Origin of the sequence: Vibrio sp. SALL6 (genome assembly GCF_002002385.1) — a bacterium.
Taxonomy (GTDB): Bacteria; Pseudomonadota; Gammaproteobacteria; order Enterobacterales; family Vibrionaceae; genus Vibrio; species Vibrio parahaemolyticus.
This window is the reverse complement of record NZ_MQVK01000031.1, coordinates 137,535-156,858: the sequence shown is the minus strand read 5'-3', so window position 1 is coordinate 156,858 and position 19,324 is coordinate 137,535. Positions and strand designations below refer to the sequence as shown.

Sequence of the window (19,324 nt, the reverse complement as noted above, 5' to 3'; positions counted from 1 at the left end):
CAAACAGGCCGTCACCACAGGTAGTATTTTTGACATGCTGACTCACTTTAATTGTTATTAATATCTCCAAGTGTCTACTGTGATAGTGACTTGGATGCTGTATTGTCGGCTTTGTCAATAACTAAAGGTATTGTGGATTTCCACATATTTAGAGGATGTGAAGAGCCGCTAAATGGCAGCTCTTCAGGTTTGGTTGTCTACTAAGCTTTGCGGATTTTGGCTGGTAATGATTGGCGAGCCGCGGCTCCTACCACCCAATCTAACAAAACGCCTTTCCCTTCTCGGGTTGGGTCAATTAATCCGATGTCGTTAATGTTGACACCATCTTGGCTGCGAGTTTTTATGGGTTGCTGTTTATCGCCGATCCAGTGCGAGCGTTGTCCTAGCTCGGTATGACCAAACCCATGTTCAAATCCTAGTGTGCCAGGGCGAATCCCGCTGACTATCATCGCAAGTGCTTTGGTGCTTGCAGATGGTGTCTCGATAACAAACTCATCACCCGTTTTAATGCCTGAGCGCTCGGCATCGATTGGATGGATGTACACAGGGTTTACGCCTTTAATCGAGTTCAACCTTGGCGATAGGTTGGATACCGCACTGTGAATGTTGGATTTAAAGTTAGTCAGGCTGAAAGGCCATTCTGAGCTTGGAAACTGGTCTTCCATTGGTGTGCCGTCGGCCAGTTTTTGTGGATGCCATGTTGGGCAACCCGTGTAGAAATCTCCCGTCATGGTGTTTCTTGCGCTGCCGACACGTTCATTCCATATCGCAACAGGTCGTGTCCATTTGTGCTTCATTTGATCACCTTGATACGCTTCGGTTGCATTTTCAAAGCGTCCGCTGCGAGCAAAAATAAACGCCACACGTTTCATCTCATCCGCTGTCAGCGTCTTCTGCATGGCTGGCATTAAACGCTCTAGGCCGGACCACGCAATGTCTTCTGCCGAAACTTCAGGCACGCCGCCTTTCACATACGCCAAGTTTGCCGCGGAACGTAAGTAGAAATCTTCAGCGCTGTGGAGAGCGTGCCAATTCCCTTGCGCATCTTGAATCGCGTTGTCACCAAAGCCGCCTAGTTGCATTTTCTTAGCAACATCAATCAGGAAGTTTTCTAAACAAATCGAACGACCGTCGGCGGTTTTCTCTGTTCGCGCTTCCACAATCGGCCAACGAGCGGTGACGGTTTTCACCGGAACATCGTGCCAAGGCGTTGCCATGCCCCAGCTTTCGTAAGTAACGGTGTCCGGCACAATGTAATCCGACAACGCGGTGGTTTCGTTAATGAATGCATCAACAGACACAATCAAACCGAGCTGCTTTGGATCTTTAAGCTTGTCTTCCAGCAGTGTTTTCAAACCGGGTACACCATACATCGGGTTCGCCATGTGGTTGATCCACGCTTTAACGCGATATGGATAACCATCAATAGCCGCAGATAGGTGTTCTGTCAGCAGTGGCGCTGCAAACGGATACCAAGGTGCGCGAGTTGGGTAAGGGGATTTTCCTGCCTCAACGCGACGTTTGTATTCGCTGGTTTTGTGGTATGGGAATTTACTGCGCGATAAAAAGACGCCTTTCGGGCCGACTTTGTCAGCAAATTTGGTGAAGTCGTAACGAGGACCCGCAGCGGAAGTTGGGTAGCCACCCGCTTTCGCCATCGCGCCGCCTTTCATGTTGATATTACCAATCAACGCATTGAGCATCATGATGGTAAACGAGTTATAGAACCCATTGGTGTGCATGTTGCCACCGTGGGTATCGACCACCGCTTTTGTTCCGTGACTGGTAAAGCGCTTTGCTAGTTCAACAATTTGTTCGACAGGGATTTCACATTGTTGGCTGTAGAACGCAAGACTGTATTTGAACGCCTCTTCTTTGAGCCTTTGTAGAGACGATTTTACTCGTACTTCGCCTGATGCAAGCGAAACCGTTTTATCGACAAACAGTGCCGCTTCTCCTGTCTGGGTATGCACACCAAATTCGCCGCTTTGATCATCCACGATGACGTACGGGTCGGAATCAGACAACGCTTCGCCCTCGAATGGCAGATTCAGATCCGATGCGCGTAAAAACGTGCCGTTTCTCGGGTGCTGCTCATCGCTTATCACGAGATGTGTAGCATTACACCAGTGCGCGGTGCCTGCTCGTTTCATCGCGTTTGCCCCCGGCTGCGCCAAGAAGGTTTTGTTGTAGCGTTGGTTTTCGATGATCCATTGGATCATGCCAAGCACGAGGGCAGAGTCGGTGCCCGGTTTGATTGGTATCCAGCGGTTATTGTCACCTGCTGCCAAGCTCGATGAACCCGCCGGCAAACTTGGTGTGATGATGGTGTATTCCAAGCTGCCTTCTGTTCGCGCATTGGCGAGTTGGCGCGCCTGACGCTTAAAAGGGTTACCCGCTTGAGCTGGCGACATACCGATGAAGATGATGTATTCCGCATTATCAAAGTCTGGCTTTAAGTGTGCGTTCTTATCTAAATCGTTCATAAATGCGCCGCTGCCAGCACGAAATGCATAGCCGCAGTAAGAGCCATGATGCCCAAAGTTACGCGTACCATAGCTGTTGAACGCGAAGCGTTTGAATATGTCGTCTCGGCCTTCGTTACCTGCGTTGGTCATTAACAATTGGTTGGCTTTCGGTCCATATTCTGGGTTTTCAGGATCAACGGGCGTTGTTAAATCGCGAATATCGCGTAAGCCATCAACATGGCCTTCACCAAATAAATCACCACCTTCAACGACTTCTTTTATCAATTGCTCGTAGCTGATCGGAATCCATTTTCCTTCGCCGCGTTTGCCAACTCGTTTCAGCGGCTGAGTAATGCGGTACGGGCTGTTGCGAATTTCTAGCATCCCGTTTCCTCTCGCACAGGCGGTGGAACGGCCGTCAAGGCCCGCTTCTCCTGCCAAACTCAAATAAGCATCTTTGACTGGCGTTTCGAAAGGAATGTGTTGTTGATGAGAGAGTGGGTGATATGGGTTGCCAGTGATGCGCAAGATCTCGTCATTGCGGTTATCAATGCGTACACGCAATCCGCACAGTGACCAGCAACCAAAACACATCGATGGTGCAACACGCTGGTTTGGATTTGGGATCAGATTACCTTGGTCATTAACGGCGTATTCTGGTTCGAGGGAATTGCCGTGGTGAATATCGCGGGTCTTTTGCCCAGCAGTGCCTTCCAGCGCACCTTCTACCATGTGCTTGGTTGTGGTGGCGTAACCTGCAGCAAATGCACCAAGCCCACCGACTGCAAGGCCTGATTTCAAAAACTGACGGCGTTTGTTATCCATAATGAAATCCTCTTTGATTAGCGTTCAGTTAAGGTGAGTGATGATGCGTTTGCTTCGATATCTTGTTTTGGCTGAACCAGCTCTGAGCCGAGCAGTGCCAGAGCAAGCCATAATCCGAGCATGCCGATAATGCCTATCCAGCCATTTCCATCCATAGTGAGTTGGTATGGATACAGCCCTGCATCGAACTTGGCGATGGTTTGTACTTCCATGATGGTGAACCAGCGAATTAGCCACGCGCTTGCCAATGCGGCAGCAGACACAAAGCCGAGCCCTATGACGTGACGAAATCTGGCTGATGTGGACTTTTGGGTATCGCGCAAGAAGATGAAGGCGAGCAAAACACAACCTAAAACGACAAAAGTGAGCAAGGCAATGTTGTGCATCCATTGTTCGCTAGAATAGAGCGAAAATGCGGAATTGTTGGATGCCCAAATGGGTAGGAGAATCAGCGTCAGAACGCCGCTCGTTACCAGTGACTTTTTGAGTAAATTGTTATCACCAGAAGTGAGAGTTTTCGATTGGCTAGGCAGCAGTAACCAAATCAGCAGAGAAAATCCGACAGCGCCCATAAATGCAGTGACAAACCAAAGAATTGGTGACGCGGGTTGGTGCCATAACGAGCGCGATTGAACGACTGCAATTTCAGCTCCAGTATAAAGGGCGATGGTTAAGCCTGATAACACGGTGATTGCAGATATTGTGAGCATCACTTTGCGAGAAATAGCCCATTCACCAAGCGACAACTTAGATAACAGAGGTAGTACTTTTCCCGGTTGATTTCGCAGTGCGATAAGATCCTGACGCAGATACAGCCATGCTGTCGCAACCGCCAGCGCAGAAAAAACAGGCAGGAACAGCGAGCCTAGAGACATCCATGACCACGGCGTGATGTGCGCGTAAAAATGCCAAGCTCGTCCCGGCTGGTGAAGGTCGCCAGTTAACGCCAACGGGCCTACGATAGCGCCGATGGCCATCGTTAGCACCAGCGCGGCGCGTAACCGATGACTGGTGTGTTGCTCAAATAACAGTGCGATTAGGAACAAAATAGCGGCAGCGTAAGCAGAACCGATGTAGAAGAAGTACTGCACCGCCCACGGTAGCCAAGCCATCGCTTGAGGTTGGACTAACACTTCGGTGATGTTCATGCTCGCTCTCCTTGAGGGTCGTAAATAGCTGGCTGCCCGTCAATGTGGCTGGTGAAACGTTCATCCATGCCGATGTAAAACACATGTGGCTTGGTCTCTTCATTGGGCTTTAGCACTTTGATGTCGTCTTGGTGCTTCGTAATTAAGCGGCGGGCTTCACTTGATGGATCATTCAAATCACCAATCACGCGAGCACCACCCACGCAGGTTTCCACACAAGCGGGTAACAAACCTTGTTCTAAGCGGTGTGCGCAGAAGGTGCATTTATCTGCGGTGAGCGTGTCTTCATTGATAAAACGCGCATCGTAAGGGCAGGCTTGTACACAATACGCACACGCTACGCAGCGACTGTTATCCACCATGACGATGCCATCTTCTCGCTGAAAGGTTGCTTGAACGGGACAAACGGCTACGCACGGCGGGTTATCGCAATGATTACAAAGTCGAGGCAGCATAAAAGCCTTCGCTTCTTGTGTGGTTGTGGAACCGTCATCGAGCGTGACTTCGTATTGTTTCACTGTGGTTCGAAACTGACCGATTGGCGCTTGGTTTTCAATGCTGCAACCTACGGTGCACGCTTGGCAGCCGACGCATTTACGTAAATCGATCACCATGGCGTAACGTTTTCCGACTTGTCCTTTTCGGTCGGCGGATTGGTTATTGCGAATAACATTGCCCGCGGTTGCGGTGCCAATACCGGCAATGGGGATCAACGCGGCACCCGCTGTAATGGCGCTAAGAAAGCGACGTTTGGTGGAATCCATAACTCACCTGCTGTTAGTTGAATTTGAACTGACTGATTCCATTGTGAGAAATGCGCTGCGAGGCCGATATAGTGGATTTCCACATACCCAGATCAAAGTTGATCTAAAACAAATGTGGTTTACGGAAGGTAGCTGTTATTCTTGCTTCATTATTTTCGAAGGAACGATTCGACTCATCATGAACAAAACGCCACGGTTGCTTCAGTTTTGGATTCTGTGCTTGGTTGTCTTTGCATCTTTAGCTCAGGGCGCTGTTTCTGAACAAGAAATGCAGGAGCAAAAGGCAGTGCAGCCAGAGGCCAAGCAGAAAGTCGAAGTGGGCGTGTTAGCGATACGTGGTCACCTTTATGCCGAGCAGAGATGGCAACCGACCATCGATTGGCTCAACCAGCAAATCTCGGATGTGTACTTTGAACTGCACCCGCTCAATTTGGACGAAATGGGGGAGGCGGTGAAGTTTCAGACCATGGACTTCATCTTAACCAACCCAGGTCAGGCTGTGCGCTTGGGCAGACAATATGCGTTGTCATGGATGGCAACATTGACGGGGCGCGCACCGCAAAACTCGAACTATAGCATTGGTTCTGCGCTGGTGGTTCGGGCAAATTCGCCATACCAAACATTAAAAGATGTTTCTGGATTTCCTGTCGCTGCAGTGTCCGAAAAAGCGTTTGGTGGTTATCTGACCCTGCGCTATCAAATCGTGGAAATGGGACTCGATCCGAATGACTTTTTTGCGGATGTTCGCTATCTCGGTTTTCCAATTGATGCCAACCTCTACCAACTACGTGACGGCAATGTTGAAGCCGCTGTCGTGCCTGCTTGTCTACTGGAACAGATGCAAAATGAAGGTCTGTTGCAGCACGGTGATTTTCGAGTCTTAAACCAACAGCCAAATGAACATTCTTCGTGCGCCGTTTCTACGCCGTTATATCCAAACTGGTCGTTTGCCAAAACAGAACGCGGCTCGTCTCTTCTGGCGAAAAAAATCGCGCAAGTCTTGCTTGCTATGCCACCAGAGCACCCCGCCATTATTGCCGCTGGCGCGTCAGGCTGGACATCGCCCGTTAGCTTGTTGAGCATTGATAAACTCTATCAGGCGTTGGATTTACATCCATTGCAGCAACCTTGGTGGAGTGAGGCGCTGCGCTGGTTGCGCAGTCATCAAGAATGGGCATGGGCACTGTTCATGTTTGTGATTGTATTGAACGCGTACCACTTTTGGCTTGAGTATCGTTTTAGCAAAAGCAAACAAGCATTAGAGCTGACATCGCTAAGGCTGAAAGAGAAAAGCGAGCAGTTAGAACATTCGCAAAGAGTGGCGATTGTCGGGGAAATTGGCAGCAGTCTGGCTCATGAATTAAATCAACCTCTGGCAGCCATTCGTAATTACAGTGAAGGTGGGTTGCTGCGTCTTGCAAAGAAGCGTCCGCATGAAGATATTGTGCCTGTGCTAGAGAAAATACAGGGGCAAGTGGAACGAGCCGATGCCATCATTCAGCGTTTAAGAACGTTGATACGCAAACGCAGTGTTGATAAGACACCATGCGATATTCAAGCCTTGATTGCAGACACCATTGAGCTGCTTCATTTTCGAATGCAAAAGCAGAACGTCGCCATTGTGACCAGCGTTGAAGGAGAGATACGTCCTCTACTGGCAGACTCCGTGGGCGTTCAGCAGGTTTTGGTTAATGTGATCAACAACGCCATTGATGCGTGTTCTTTGTTTCAGGAGAAATACCACTCGTCGGGCTACCAAGGTAAAATTGCCCTGCATTGTGACTACCAAGCTAACCAGCTTTCTATTCGCATATTGGATAACGGCACTGGGTTACAGCAAGATAATCCGACCCAAGCTTTTGTGAGCTCTAAAGCAGAAGGGCTTGGGCTGGGGCTTGCGATTTGTCGCGACGTAATGGAAATGCACGGCGGCGAGTTTCTCATTGCTTCGACCACGCCGCACGGCTGTTTGGTTGAGCTTGTGTTTTCTTATCAAAACTAATCGGTATTTAGGAGCAGTTAATGATCAGCAGTGAAAAGCAGCTGCCTGTTTATGTGGTTGACGATGACGAATCGGTACGTGATTCGCTGGCTTTTATGCTGGAGGAGCATGACTTTAACGTGACGACTTTTGCTGATGGGCAATCTTTTCTCGACGAAGTGAACATTCATCAGGCCGGATGCGTGATTCTTGATAGCCGAATGCCTAACCTTCGTGGTCAGCAAGTTCATCAATTTTTGAATGAGGCGCACAGCCCATTAGCGGTGATTTATCTGACCGGTCATGGTGATGTACCGATGGCGGTCGATGCGTTGCAAGCTGGGGCGGTCAACTTTTTCCAAAAACCAGTTAAAGGCGATGAACTGGCTCAAGCAATATTACATGGTCAGATGCAGTCCGCGGCGAGCCTCGATATGGTGGCGGCAAGAGCGGCGTATGAATCACTAACGCCGCGCGAAAAAGATATCTTACGTTTGATCATCGCTGGTAAGCGCAATATTCGAATTGCGGATGAGCTGTGCATTGCAATGAGAACGGTGGAAGTTCATCGAGCCAGCTTACTGAAAAAGTTCTCAGCCAAAACCGTCGCAGAATTGGCCTATATTTATGGCAAGTTGGAGAGTCCCATCTAGCGAGAGCTGAGCTGTAAGATTAGGAGCCTTCAAACTTCTGTTTGATGAAATCGATAAAAGTTCGCAGTCGTTTCGGTTGATAGCGATCTCGATGGAATATGGCGGAAAAGGGCACCGACGGAATTTCCCAATCTGGCATCACTTTTATCAGTTGGCCTAGCTCCACTTCTTCTGCACAGTAACTCAGTGGAACACGAATAATGCCGTTGCCGTGCAGCGCGCCCATTACTAACGCTCGTCCATTTTTACAGCGCAAGTTGCCTTTTACGACCACATCGGCGTGGTCATTTGGGTTCTCTGCTTTACGATAGCTCCAACGCGTAACCGAACCAGTCAGAGTTCGATGTTCGGCCAGCTCTTTTGGGTGTTTTGGCATGCCATATTGCTGCACATAGCTCGGGCTTGCGATCGTCACCATGTCAACCGTCATCAGCTTGCGCGCGACAAACCCTGCATCATCCAATTCCCCCATACGAAATGCGACATCAAACTGATCTTCAATCAAGTCAATACGAGGCGAAGAAAAGTCCAAATCAATGCTGACGTTCGGGTACTGTTGCATAAACTCACACACGTATTTGGCGATGATGTCTTCGCCGATGTAGCCACCCACACAGTTCACTCGAATCACGCCTCGAATCTCTTGAGTATCATCGACGGCGGCAATCAACGCTTGGTCGATGTCTCGCAAAGCTTTTTCACAGTCGTGATAAAATCGCTCGCCGGCATGAGTTAAACGCAGCGTGCGTGTGGTTCGGTTGAGTAGTGTCACGCCCATTTGCGCTTCAAGTCCGCTGATTTGGCGAGAAACGTGAGAACGAGATACGGAAAGAGCTTCCGCCGCTTTGGTGAAGTTGCCAAGTTGGGCGATCAAAACAAACGAGCGAATGTCGGCGAGATTAACTTTATTGAGCATAATGAGCGTGTTGCAAAAAGCGATGGGTTTAAGGTTATCACAATTATTTACCAATCATATCGGCAAGCAAGGTCGAACGACTTGAGCTTTACGACAACTTGCGTATTATTTTCTGCGTTTCCATCTTTATCTGACTTTTTATGAGCTTATTGATTTCACGACAAGGCACGCCTCAAAAGCGCGCGAAATGGCTGCTAGCAATGATTGGCTGGGTCATCGTCGTGTGTCTGATGCAAAATTCTGGTTTGGTTTCGGCATGCTCGATGAGTGATGAACAAACCTTGGTTTCTGCTTTATCTAGCGATGATGCTCATGTTGTGAAAGCTGATAAAGTCAAAGAGCCGAGTAAGTGTGAACTGTCTGAAAAGTTGATTCAGTTTACCCAGCATCAGCTCGAAGCCTTCATTGTCGTTTTGTTCATTGGCATTGTTTTAGCCACAGTTTGGCGATGCAGTGCCTTTGTTAACGCGAGGCAATGGACTGAGCCCATCTACGACAAGCATCGAATTCATCTTACCTTTTGTGTGTTCCGAGAATGACAAGTGATTCTGGCCGAAAACGCCAGCCATTTTCTACACTTGTTATTAATTAGGAATCACTATGAATCACATTACTAAAGCGACTCAACTCGCGTCCATATTCTTTATGGCGTTGGTATTGGGCTTGTTCTCTCTTACTCTCTCGGCGCAAACTACTGACACGGGATGGATGACCAATCCACAGCATCCACCTGTGCAAACGCGTTTTGTTTTGACTGGTCAACAAGATCCGCAAGCAAAAACGCTCACTGGTTATTTGGATGTCAAGTTAACCGGAGACTGGAAAACTTATTGGCGATCGCCGGGCGAGGGTGGTGTTGCGCCATCGATAGATTGGCAAAACTCGCAAAACCTGAGCAAGGTTGATTGGCAATGGCCATATCCGCAAAAGTTCGAGTTATTGGGCATTGAGACTCTCGGTTACAAAGGTGACACTTTGTTCCCAATGACGCTGCATATCGACAATATGTCGAAACCCGTCACGATTGATGCAGTGCTCACGCTCTCTTCCTGCACCACCATCTGTGTGTTGACGGACTATCAAATTCAACTGACCTTCCTGCCTTCTGAGCTGCAAATCGACGAGCAGGTGATGTTCAGTTACGCCCAAGCGGTGAGCAATGTGCCCCAGCCATCGCCGTTTATTGATGTCACTCAAGCAAGTTGGGATGCAAACCAATCGAAGTTGCAAATCAAGCTCACGAACACTCAAGGTTGGAACCAACCACAAGTGTTGGTGGACGGTGTCGATGAGGCAACGCGAGACTATAGCTTCAAGCTTGAAGCTATACATCAAGAGGGAAATACCGTTACCGCGAGCTATTTGGTGGATACTTGGTTAGGCGATGTGGAGTTAAGTGATCAGTCGCTGTTTGTGACCATCAAAGACGCCAACTTGTTGGCAGAAGAAACCACTCAAGCAATAGCTGAGGCGATAGTAGACCCACTGCCGAGCACGTCTGTAGTGAGTATTTTTCTGTTCGCTTTGCTCGGTGGTTTGATTCTCAACATCATGCCTTGCGTTCTTCCGGTTTTGGGGATGAAGCTCAGTAGTATTGTTGCCGCTCAAGGTATCGAGCGTCGTCAAATCCGCGCTCAGTTTGTTGCGTCTTCACTTGGCATCTTAACGTCGTTTTGGATTCTCGCTGGTTTTATTTTGGTGCTCAAGCTAACAGGTAATGCCATTGGTTGGGGCGTTCAGTTCCAAAGTCCTTGGTTTTTAGGATTGATGGTTCTGGTGACAGGTTTGTTTGGCGCCAACATGCTAGGACTGTTTCAAATCCGTCTTTCGTCTGGCTCCAGTACATGGCTCGCGTCGAAAGGCGACAACTCGTTAGCTGGACACTATGTGCAAGGGATGTTTGCAACCTTGCTTGCTACGCCGTGTTCTGCGCCTTTCCTAGGAACAGCCGTGGCGTTTGCTTTGGGTGCCGATGTAGTTACGCTGTTTGCAATTTTCACCGCCTTAGCTTTGGGGATGGCGTTGCCTTGGATTATGGTGGCAATTTTCCCAAGCATTGCGCTTAAATTGCCGAAGCCGGGTCAGTGGATGAATGTGGTCAAAAACGTATTTGGTGTGATGATGTTGGCCACCAGCGTTTGGCTACTGTCTTTGATGGCCAATCACCTGCCAGTGTTTTGGGTCATTCTCGCCGGTCTAGTCGCGTTTATTGTTCTGATGATTCGCGTTAAACGCGTTCATGGCGATAAAGCACTAGTGGTATCAGGCTCTGCATCGCTTATCTTAATCGCTGGCGGGCTGCTACTTGGCAGTGTCACCGCAAATCAATGGGCGACACCGCTTCCTAAGGACTTATCATGGAAGAAGCTTTCCAACTCGGCGATCAAACAGCACGTCAATAATGGGCGAGTGGTGTTTGTGGATGTGACTGCGGATTGGTGTGTCACGTGTAAAGCGAACAAGATCGGCGTGATCTGGCAAGATCCTGTCTACTCATTGCTGCAAAGCCCTAATGTGGCGACATTAAAAGGGGATTGGACGCATCCGGACGGCTCGGTAACGGACTTTTTACGAGCTCATGGGCGTTACGGTGTGCCGTTTAACATCGTTTATGGCCCGGCGGCGCCACAAGGTATCCCGTTACCTGTGATTCTGACTGATGATGTTGTTTTAAGCGCCGTGAAACAAGCGAGTGGGGGAGCCATTCAATGAGTTCGACAAAGCAGCGTAGAACAGTCCGATATTGGCTCGTTCAAATCGTACAGATGGTGCTCATTGTCACCGTTATTTCTATCGCGATGGATTGGTATCGCACCAAAGATATTCCCAAACAGGAGGCACCACCATTGAGCTCCGTATTGAGCGATGGTGAATACTTCGATGCAATCGCACAAAGTCATGAACAACCTGTCGTTGTTTATTTTTGGGCGACTTGGTGTCCCGCTTGTAAATTTGTAAGCCCAAGCGTGAGCTTGCTGAGTGATGACTATGCCGTAGTTGGTGTTTCTGGCTCATCAGGGCCAAATGAGCGTGTGGCGCAGTTTATGCAGGCAAAAGAATATCGTTTTGAAAACATAAACGATCCTTCAAGCGATATTATGCGTGAATGGAAAATTAGCGTGACTCCAACCATTTATATTTTAAGAAATGGTGAAGTGACCTCTATTACGACAGGCATCACAACGCCGATAGGAATATTGGCGAGAATTTGGTTGGCTCGATAACGAAATAAAAATCCGATATTCAAAATACTGAATATCGGATTTTTTATTTTTATTTTCTCGCTCCAACGGGAATCATAATGTGTGCGTATGGAGTGCCTTTCCACATCACGTATGGGCCACCATAACTTGGATCGGTTGGTAGAGAGTCGAGTAACGCTTGGTCTGGGGTAATAATCATCAAGTGTGGTCCTTCCACAATCCATTGATTATCGTCCGTCATCCCTTCTGCAAATGGGTCGGTGTTACTGGCACCGCCATCACCCGCTAACATGTAAGAAATGCCTAATGCTTTGGCTTGGAAAGGTTTTTTGTTCATCCAAGCGTCTGCCCATTCCATCCAAGGACCATCCATACACATTGGAGCAATGCCTTCCAATTGAGGTGGCGTTGGGAAGCAAGTGTATTGGCTAGAACCTTCTTGAAGAACGTTATTGTTCCAGTCCATCACCGTTACTTTATCGCGAATAGTCGGTGGCGCTGCACTCAGTGCATCTTCTAAAAGTGCTTTTGAATCATCGGCTGCGAATGCGCCAAAAGCGCAGCTGACCGAAACAACAGCAGTTAAATAAGGAATTAGTTTCATAAATTAAACCTCAAGTTAATACAACATGAGAATTTGAGCACTTTAATTATAGAGTGATATTAAAAATAAGAATCATTATTTAAATGAAAAATAATAAGCGATAGGTTTGTTATGTTAATTTAAGTGTTCTTTCACATACAGTTTATCATCTACTAATACGTGTAGTTTAAAAACATCCGGCTGTTCTGCTTTGAAGCGTTACCAAAAGATGTTAGATAGGTGTTTTTAGTGATATGAGTTGAGTTTATTTGTAATCTATATTTTCAACACCTAATTTCCCTCGTATGGCTAATCGTATAAAAAATATTTCATCTTTATTGTTGTCACGCTAAGGCGTACTTTCTTAAGTATATGATTAGCTATAAAGGTAATGAGAATGGGACTAAAAATCCGTGGTTCTGTTGGTATAAATGGCACTAACTCTAAAAATGATGTTAAAGCAGTTCAACAATTTTTAAATGATAACCAAAAGAGAATAGGGTTTACCCGACTGTTGGTTGTTGATGGCTCGTTAGGGCGGAGCCCTCATTTATCGAAAACAGTAGAGGCAATAAAAGTGTGTCAGCGTAAGCTGCTTTATATGGTAAAGCCAGATGGTCGGATTGATGTAAATGGTAAAACTCATCGTAAGCTCAACGGGTTACCATCCAATAGCTCAGTGAAAAATGATTCTCATGATGCTCAAAAGCTAGTAACCAAAGTACCTTGGATGAAAACAGCGTTGGGAGAAATTGGACAAAAAGAAGTTTCAGGTACTAAAGCCAACCCAAGGATTTTAGAGTATTTTACGGCATCTAAGTTTTGGGGGACTGATGACTCTGGAGGTCAAAATGCTTGGTGTGGTTCGTTTGCCGCTTGGGTTTTTAAACAACACGGAATCACTCCAGTAAAAGAAGCTTATCGAGCAAAGGAGTGGAAGGGTTTTGGTAAAAACATCTCAGATCCTATACATGGAGCTCTAGGGATTAAATCGAGAAAAGGTGGCGGGCATGTTGCTTTTGTAGTGGGAAAGAGCCCAGATGGGAGGCATTTGTACATGTTAGGAGGAAACCAAAACAACCAAGTCAATATAGCAAAGTACTCTATTGATGTTTGGGACAAATTCGTAGTGCCGAGTAACTACGATGAAACAAAAGGCACTTTACCTGTATATACAAAAGGCTCTGCTTTAGCAGGAACGGAAAGTTAAATATGAAGAAATTTATAAGTTTGTTAGGTTGTGTGAGCTTATCAGCTTGTGCTTCAGAGGGAGTGTACTATCAGAATGAGGCACTCAAAGATGCGATATTCCAAACGCCCTATTCTGCAGTGGTGAAAGTTACAGGTTTTGAAAAATTTTCTGAACATGAGGAAGATGTGCTCTTTAAAGTTCAAGCAGAAGTGATTCAGAAACTTCGTGGAGACGTTGGGTCTGAGATTACTTTCAGTATGTATGGCGAGCTAGGAGATGAGCCCAATATACACCATGATCCTGTCATTCTCACTCTATGTCATGATAAAGATACATATTATTGGCCTGGGACGGGGGCTGAGTTTGAGGCTAATCAAGAGAATATATTATACGCTCAAGAAACAGCTGCTCACTTAGATATAGAACAGCACCATTTTGCACATTGTTCAAAATAAAATGGGTGGTGGTTGAAACGAGCGGTTACAGAGCATGTTAGTCGCCATCGTAGACAGCGTCTTTGCTGAATGATTCGTCGAGGTTTTTTGGTCTTTGATTGTCAGAGTCGACTGACAAAGCCTTACCAACTGTGACAACCAAACCGCTATTAAAGCAGGATATTATTCCTTCAACTTTGTGTTTTAGGAGTAGTCATTAGACTACCCAATAATTGTTGGAATAAATAATGACGAAACGTTGGCTTGTCTCCGCTGTGAGCATTGCGCTGCTCGGCGGTGGTACGTATTTCTATCTCCAATCTGCCGCTCAACCAGAATTGCTGCCTACATTGATTGTGGAAAAAGGCACGATTGAAAAACAAGCGGTGGCTGTTGGTAAAATTGTCCCTGCACACTCTGTGTCTATCAAGTCACAAATCGACGGTATCGTCGGTGAAATTTACGCGAAAGTTGGTGAAAAGGTGAGGCAAGGCCAGCCGCTGATCAAAGTGCGTCCAAACCCAACTCCCCAAGCATTAACGGATGCATCGGCAGAACTCATGCGTAGCGAAGCCGATCTGGAATCCGCCAAACAAAAACTGTCCAACTTAGAAAGCTTGGTCAAGCAGGACATTATTCCAAGTAACTACGACGAATACGTAAGTGCGCGCTCGGCAGTCAAATCTGCGCAAGCGGACGTATTGCAAAAGCGCCAGAATCTCGAACTCATCCGCAGTGGTGAGGCGTCTATCGGCGATGCGCGTTTAACGTCGACGATCTACGCGCCAATTGATGGCACAGTACTCAACCAGAAAGTAGAGGTCGGAGAGCCGATCATCTCGACTCAATCAAGCCAAGCCGCGACTGAAATGATGTCATTGGCCGACATGAACAGTCTGATTTTTAAAGGTAGCGTCAGTGAGCATGATGCTGCGCAGTTGTCTCCGGGAATGCCCGTTATGTTGACGGTTGCGCCTTATCCTGATGTGGCGATTTCTGGTGTGCTAACCAAAGTGGCGATTCAATCTGAGAACCTCAACTCACCAGAGGGCAATGCTTCGGCAAAAAGTTTTGATAACGGTTTTGAGGTTGAAGTGGGAGAACTCAAGATCCCACAAGATGTATTGCTTCGTTCGGGTTTTTCTTCGACGGCTCAAATCATTCTGAAGAAGTCTGAAAACGTGCTCACTCTACCGGAGCGCGCTCTGCAATTTGATGGTGACGCACCGAATGTTCTGATCCCCGACAGCTCAGAACAAGGGTTTCATAAACAACCGGTGAAACTCGGTCTGTCAGATGGCATCAATGTCGAAGTGCTTGATGGCGTGGAGCTTGATGAAGAGGTTATCGACAACAGCATGATGGGAGCGGCGCATGGTTAAGCTGCAACGATCAAAAATCGCCTTTGCATTGTTGGCTGCCACGCTCAGTTTGCCGACCTACGCAATTTCTATTGAACAAGCTTGGCAACAAGCAAAGCAGAACGATCCAAATTACGAAAAAGCGAAAATTGGCGTCCAGCTTGGCGAGGTTGGCGTACAGAGTAGCCGCAGTGCGTTATTGCCGGGTTTAAGTGCCAGTGCGTCAGCGGATTGGAATGAGTCCTCAAGCCATTCCAACAGTTACGGCGCTACCTTATCTCAAACTATTTGGGATAGCAGTTTGTGGTCGGAACTGGATCAAGCGAATGCCAATTATCTCAAAGCACAGTTAGAGCTATCTCAATCACATAACGAGCTTGCGCAGAAGTTGCTCACCGCTTACCTAGATGTGGCAAGCGCACAGGGCGACCTCAAATTGGCGCAGTCCAAGCTGGAGGAGGGGAAAGAACTTCTCAACATCATTGAGAAACGCTATCGAGCAGGCAAAGTGAAGTCGGTTGATGTTGAAGAGATGCGAGCGAATCAAGTCTCTGAGCAAGCAAGTATCCTCAATGCAAAAGCCGATCTCGAAGTGAAAAAAGCAGAGCTTGCGGCGTTAATCAATCAAATGCCGGAGAGTGTCGACCAAATTCGAACGGATTCTTTAATTCAGCCTCCGATGCTGGTGGACTCTCAGGAGCAATGGCTGAAGCTGGCGAAAGACAGTAGTCCAGAGCTGTTGGTGGCGGCGCAGATGGTGAAAGCGAGCGAGTTCGCGAAAGATTCAGCTAAAGGTGGATACTACCCGACCGTCAAAGGCAGTGTGGGCTACAGCGATGGTGACAATCGTTCAAACGGCGAGTTTAACGCTGGGATTAGTTTGAGTTTGCCGATTGACCTCAATGGTGCAGTGCGAGCGAAAGTGGACGAAGCATCGTTGAACATTTTAAGTGCCAAGCAAGATATGCGTAGAGTGGAAATTGATATTCAGAAACGAGTTATTCAGCAGTTTACGCAGGTCGATATCAACTGGAATCAAGTTTTAATAGCGAACGAGCTGGTTGAGTCGCGCGCCAGAGTGTTGCAAAGCAAAGAGAAACTTTACGACGCTGGTCTGCTTGAAGTGTCGGAAGTTATCAGCGCACACAACAGCTTGTTTGAGGCGAAAAACAGTCTGCAAACCAACTTGTACAGCTACTGGCGTAAGAGAATCGGCTTACTGCAAACCGCAGGGAAACTCGATGACGATACAATGGCGTTGATCTCTCGAGCTTTTCATTCATGAGCAGCCTGTTGCAGCAAACTTGGCAAACGTTGATGGCGCACCGTATGAAGAGCGTGCTAGCCATTATCGCGATTGCTTGGGGCGTGATCTCTGTGGTGGTGTTAATCGCACTTGGCGAAGGCTTTTATCGCCATCAGACCCAGTCGTTTTCATTTATGATCAACAATGTGCAAGTGGTGTTTCCGTCGAGTACCAGTAAACCGTGGCAAGGGTTAGCTTCAAGACGACAAATTGATATTCCACAAGAAAAAGTCGACATGATCAAACAGTCGGGCTTCGTGCAACAGGCGTCAAGCGTTTACGCCAAATGGGATGCGAATATCACCAATCTCAAAGGACAGAACTTATCGAGTACGGTCAGCGGTATTGATACGTCTTACTTTCCTTTAGTGCAACGCAAGCTGCAATCCGGTTCGAGAAACCTGTCACCAAGTGATATGAACAACCACACTCGCGTGGCAGTGTTAGGCGATCAAATTGCGCAAATGGGCGGAATCCAAATCGGGGATAGGCTCAAAGTCAATGGCATTCCGTTCTTGGTTATTGGGATAACCGTCGGTGAGGACACTGGCATTTCATTCGGCGATAGCCGCACGGTTTTCATTCCTCAAACAACGTACCGCGATTTGTGGGATGCGAAACCTTGGATGGTATTGATGAAGCCAAGAGATGGGATGGATGCACCGTCGTTTCGACAAAATATCGTGAACTTTTTCGCCAAGCAGCTTCATTTTGACCCAAGTGATAAAGATGCGGTCGAATTACCCGATTTTAGTGAAGGTGCGGCGGTCATCAGTGGAATTTTGCGTGGCATTCAGATTTTTCTCGGAGCGAGCGGTGCGATGACCATGGCGGTCGGTGCGCTTGGCGTTGCCAACATCATGTTTTTATCTGTCACGGAGCGCACGCGTGAAATCGGTGTGCGTTTGGCGATCGGGGCGACTCAAAAATCCATACTCAGTCAGTTTATTCTTGAAGGGCTTATTTTGGTAGCTGTGGGCACGGCATTAGGTCTGATGTTTTCGTATGCCGTGGTGTCTGTCCTAAGCAGCATGGCATTACCGGAATGGATGGGTTTACCTGTGATCACGCCAGATTCCATTGCTTGGTCTTTACTTGTGACGCTTATCTTGGCATTGATGGCATCGTATTTCCCAGCAAGGCGAGCATCGCGTCTCACGCCAGTCATTGCTTTGAGTGCGAGGGTCTAGTCATGTTGTTACCGATGAGACAAATTTTCCAAGAAATGGCCGCAGAAAAGCTGAGATTGGGTTTGACCATTCTGGCTGTAGCGTGGGCGACCCTCTGTATCGCTGCTATGTTGGCGGTAGGTGAGGGCATTCGTCAGGGCGTATTGAAAACCGCACAAAATGGTAACGGCAACTTGATCTATTTGACCGGAGGGATGGCCACCGTCGACCACGGTGCGTTTCACCAAGGTAAGTTTCTGACATTAAAAATGGACGATTCAGAGGTCGTTCGAGCATTACCCGATGTAAAAAGCGTTGCGCCAACTGCGAAGTGGAAAGAGCGCATCACCGTTGGTGACAGAAGCTCATGGCAAGAGCCGTTAGCAGTCACGAGCGAGTTTCAATCCATGACCAATTTGGTGCCGATGGCGGGGGGACGATGGTTAAATCCACTCGATCAAAAAGAGACGCGCAAAGTCGTTGTACTGGGTTATGAACTGGCAGCCGACTTATTCAACCCGAATGAGGACTTTAGTTGGTTTGCGACAGTCACATTGCAACTCAACCCTGTGGGGAAAAAGGTAAAAATCGGCAATGAGGAGTTCACCGTTGTGGGCGTATTGGAGAAAAACAGCGCTCAAATAGAACTGGGGGATCTTATCAACTATTCCAGCTTTGTGCCGTTAGCGACGTGGAAGCGATTTCATGTCAACGGTGAAATTGGTGGCATCAATGTGCAGCCACAAGCGGATGTAGACCGAGAAGCCTTAGCAAAGACGATCAGGCAAGTGATTGCCCGTAAACACGGGGCAAGTGTCAGTGATGAACAGGTCGTCCAAGTCGATGATATGTTCCTTAAGCAAAAGAGTATGCAGCAATTTCTGATAGGTTTGCAGAGTTTTCTTGGCATTATCGGCTTCGTGACGTTAGCTGTTGCTGGCGTTGGCATCGCCAATGTGATGTATGCCACCGTAAAGCGATCTACGCGTGATATCGGCGTACGAATGGCTGTTGGTGCAACCCCAACGGCTATTCGCATGCACTATTTAGTACAGTCTTTATTGACAATGATGATGGGGGGGGCGCTTGGATTAGCCGTGACGTACGCGCTGGTGTCTGCCATCAGTTCCATTCCTTTAGAGGGCAATGCCTTTTATGAACAACTGGGTAAACCTGTCCCTGAGTTGTCGTGGGTCGTTGTCGCGATTGTCATCCTCACCTTAGTGATCATTGGTGTGGCATCTGCATGGTTACCTGCAAACCGAGCCGCAAAAGTCAGCCCGTTGGAGGCGCTACAAAGTGAATAACAACAATAACTCTG

General features: G+C 47.7%; 16 protein-coding genes. 11 read left to right on the top strand and 5 right to left on the bottom strand.

Features of this window, described 5'->3' with window-relative positions:
- Positions 1-200 precede the first annotated feature (200 nt).
- Genes BIW15_RS19830 through dsrO form a run of 3 tightly spaced genes read right to left on the bottom strand, consistent with a single transcriptional unit; the run spans position 201 to position 5,205 of the window.
- The gene (locus tag BIW15_RS19830) at positions 201-3,293 is read right to left on the bottom strand and encodes a tetrathionate reductase subunit A (RefSeq protein WP_077281507.1); all 3,093 of its coding nucleotides are present in this window, start codon (positions 3,291-3,293) and stop codon (positions 201-203) included.
- 17 nt (positions 3,294-3,310) lie between these two features.
- Positions 3,311-4,441, bottom strand: coding sequence for an NrfD/PsrC family molybdoenzyme membrane anchor subunit (nrfD, locus tag BIW15_RS19825; RefSeq protein WP_077281506.1), 1,131 nt, complete (start codon positions 4,439-4,441; stop codon positions 3,311-3,313).
- Positions 4,438-5,205 (bottom strand): sulfate reduction electron transfer complex DsrMKJOP subunit DsrO, encoded by a 768-nt coding sequence (dsrO, locus tag BIW15_RS19820; protein WP_025502983.1) that lies wholly within the window; start codon positions 5,203-5,205, stop codon positions 4,438-4,440. The genes nrfD and dsrO overlap by 4 nt, the downstream gene beginning before the upstream one ends.
- A gap of 178 nt (positions 5,206-5,383) precedes the next feature.
- On the opposite strand from dsrO, the gene BIW15_RS19815 reads away from it, so the two are divergent.
- The gene (locus tag BIW15_RS19815) at positions 5,384-7,207 is read left to right on the top strand and encodes a PhnD/SsuA/transferrin family substrate-binding protein (RefSeq protein WP_143694966.1); all 1,824 of its coding nucleotides are present in this window, start codon (positions 5,384-5,386) and stop codon (positions 7,205-7,207) included.
- A 20-nt stretch (positions 7,208-7,227) separates the two neighbouring features.
- The gene (locus BIW15_RS19810) at positions 7,228-7,839 is read left to right on the top strand and encodes a response regulator transcription factor (protein WP_077281505.1); all 612 of its coding nucleotides are present in this window, start codon (positions 7,228-7,230) and stop codon (positions 7,837-7,839) included.
- Between the two features lie 19 nt (positions 7,840-7,858).
- On the opposite strand, the gene BIW15_RS19805 is transcribed toward BIW15_RS19810, so the two are convergent.
- The gene (locus BIW15_RS19805; RefSeq protein WP_024700276.1) at positions 7,859-8,755 is read right to left on the bottom strand and encodes a LysR family transcriptional regulator; all 897 of its coding nucleotides are present in this window, start codon (positions 8,753-8,755) and stop codon (positions 7,859-7,861) included.
- A 140-nt stretch (positions 8,756-8,895) separates the two neighbouring features.
- Here BIW15_RS19805 and BIW15_RS19800 point away from each other — a divergent pair, with 140 nt between their 5' ends.
- The 3 genes from BIW15_RS19800 to BIW15_RS19790 all read left to right on the top strand — a co-directional run bounded on the left by BIW15_RS19800 (position 8,896) and on the right by BIW15_RS19790 (position 11,979).
- The gene (locus BIW15_RS19800) at positions 8,896-9,294 is read left to right on the top strand and encodes a hypothetical protein (RefSeq protein ID WP_143694965.1); all 399 of its coding nucleotides are present in this window, start codon (positions 8,896-8,898) and stop codon (positions 9,292-9,294) included.
- Positions 9,295-9,355: 61 nt separating this feature from the next.
- On the top strand, positions 9,356-11,467 hold the full coding sequence (locus BIW15_RS19795; protein ID WP_077281504.1) for a protein-disulfide reductase DsbD: 2,112 nt from the start codon (positions 9,356-9,358) through the stop codon (positions 11,465-11,467).
- A complete protein-coding gene (locus tag BIW15_RS19790) occupies positions 11,464-11,979 on the top strand; it encodes a protein disulfide oxidoreductase (RefSeq protein ID WP_025521472.1) in 516 nt (171 codons plus the stop codon). Before BIW15_RS19795 ends, BIW15_RS19790 begins: the two co-directional genes overlap by 4 nt.
- 49 nt (positions 11,980-12,028) lie before the next feature.
- Here BIW15_RS19790 and BIW15_RS19785 read toward each other — a convergent pair whose 3' ends face one another.
- Positions 12,029-12,562, bottom strand: coding sequence for a hypothetical protein (locus tag BIW15_RS19785; RefSeq protein WP_029840610.1), 534 nt, complete (start codon positions 12,560-12,562; stop codon positions 12,029-12,031).
- A gap of 376 nt (positions 12,563-12,938) precedes the next feature.
- On the opposite strand from BIW15_RS19785, the gene BIW15_RS19780 reads away from it, so the two are divergent.
- From BIW15_RS19780 to BIW15_RS19755, 6 genes are all read left to right on the top strand, one after another.
- Positions 12,939-13,751, top strand: coding sequence for a TIGR02594 family protein (locus tag BIW15_RS19780; protein WP_020841003.1), 813 nt, complete (start codon positions 12,939-12,941; stop codon positions 13,749-13,751).
- A 2-nt stretch (positions 13,752-13,753) separates the two neighbouring features.
- Complete coding sequence (locus tag BIW15_RS19775; RefSeq protein WP_077281503.1) at positions 13,754-14,188, top strand: hypothetical protein; 435 nt, start codon at positions 13,754-13,756, stop codon at positions 14,186-14,188.
- Positions 14,189-14,415: 227 nt separating this feature from the next.
- The gene (locus BIW15_RS19770) at positions 14,416-15,549 is read left to right on the top strand and encodes an efflux RND transporter periplasmic adaptor subunit (RefSeq protein WP_023585296.1); all 1,134 of its coding nucleotides are present in this window, start codon (positions 14,416-14,418) and stop codon (positions 15,547-15,549) included.
- Entirely contained in the window at positions 15,542-16,813 is a 1,272-nt protein-coding gene (locus BIW15_RS19765; RefSeq protein ID WP_017633886.1) for a TolC family protein, read from the top strand. The genes BIW15_RS19770 and BIW15_RS19765 overlap by 8 nt, the downstream gene beginning before the upstream one ends.
- The gene (locus tag BIW15_RS19760) at positions 16,810-18,024 is read left to right on the top strand and encodes an ABC transporter permease (protein WP_077281502.1); all 1,215 of its coding nucleotides are present in this window, start codon (positions 16,810-16,812) and stop codon (positions 18,022-18,024) included. The genes BIW15_RS19765 and BIW15_RS19760 overlap by 4 nt, the downstream gene beginning before the upstream one ends.
- Positions 18,025-18,026: 2 nt before the next feature.
- Entirely contained in the window at positions 18,027-19,310 is a 1,284-nt protein-coding gene (locus BIW15_RS19755) for an ABC transporter permease (RefSeq protein ID WP_021822609.1), read from the top strand.
- The last annotated feature ends 14 nt before the right edge of the window (positions 19,311-19,324 follow it).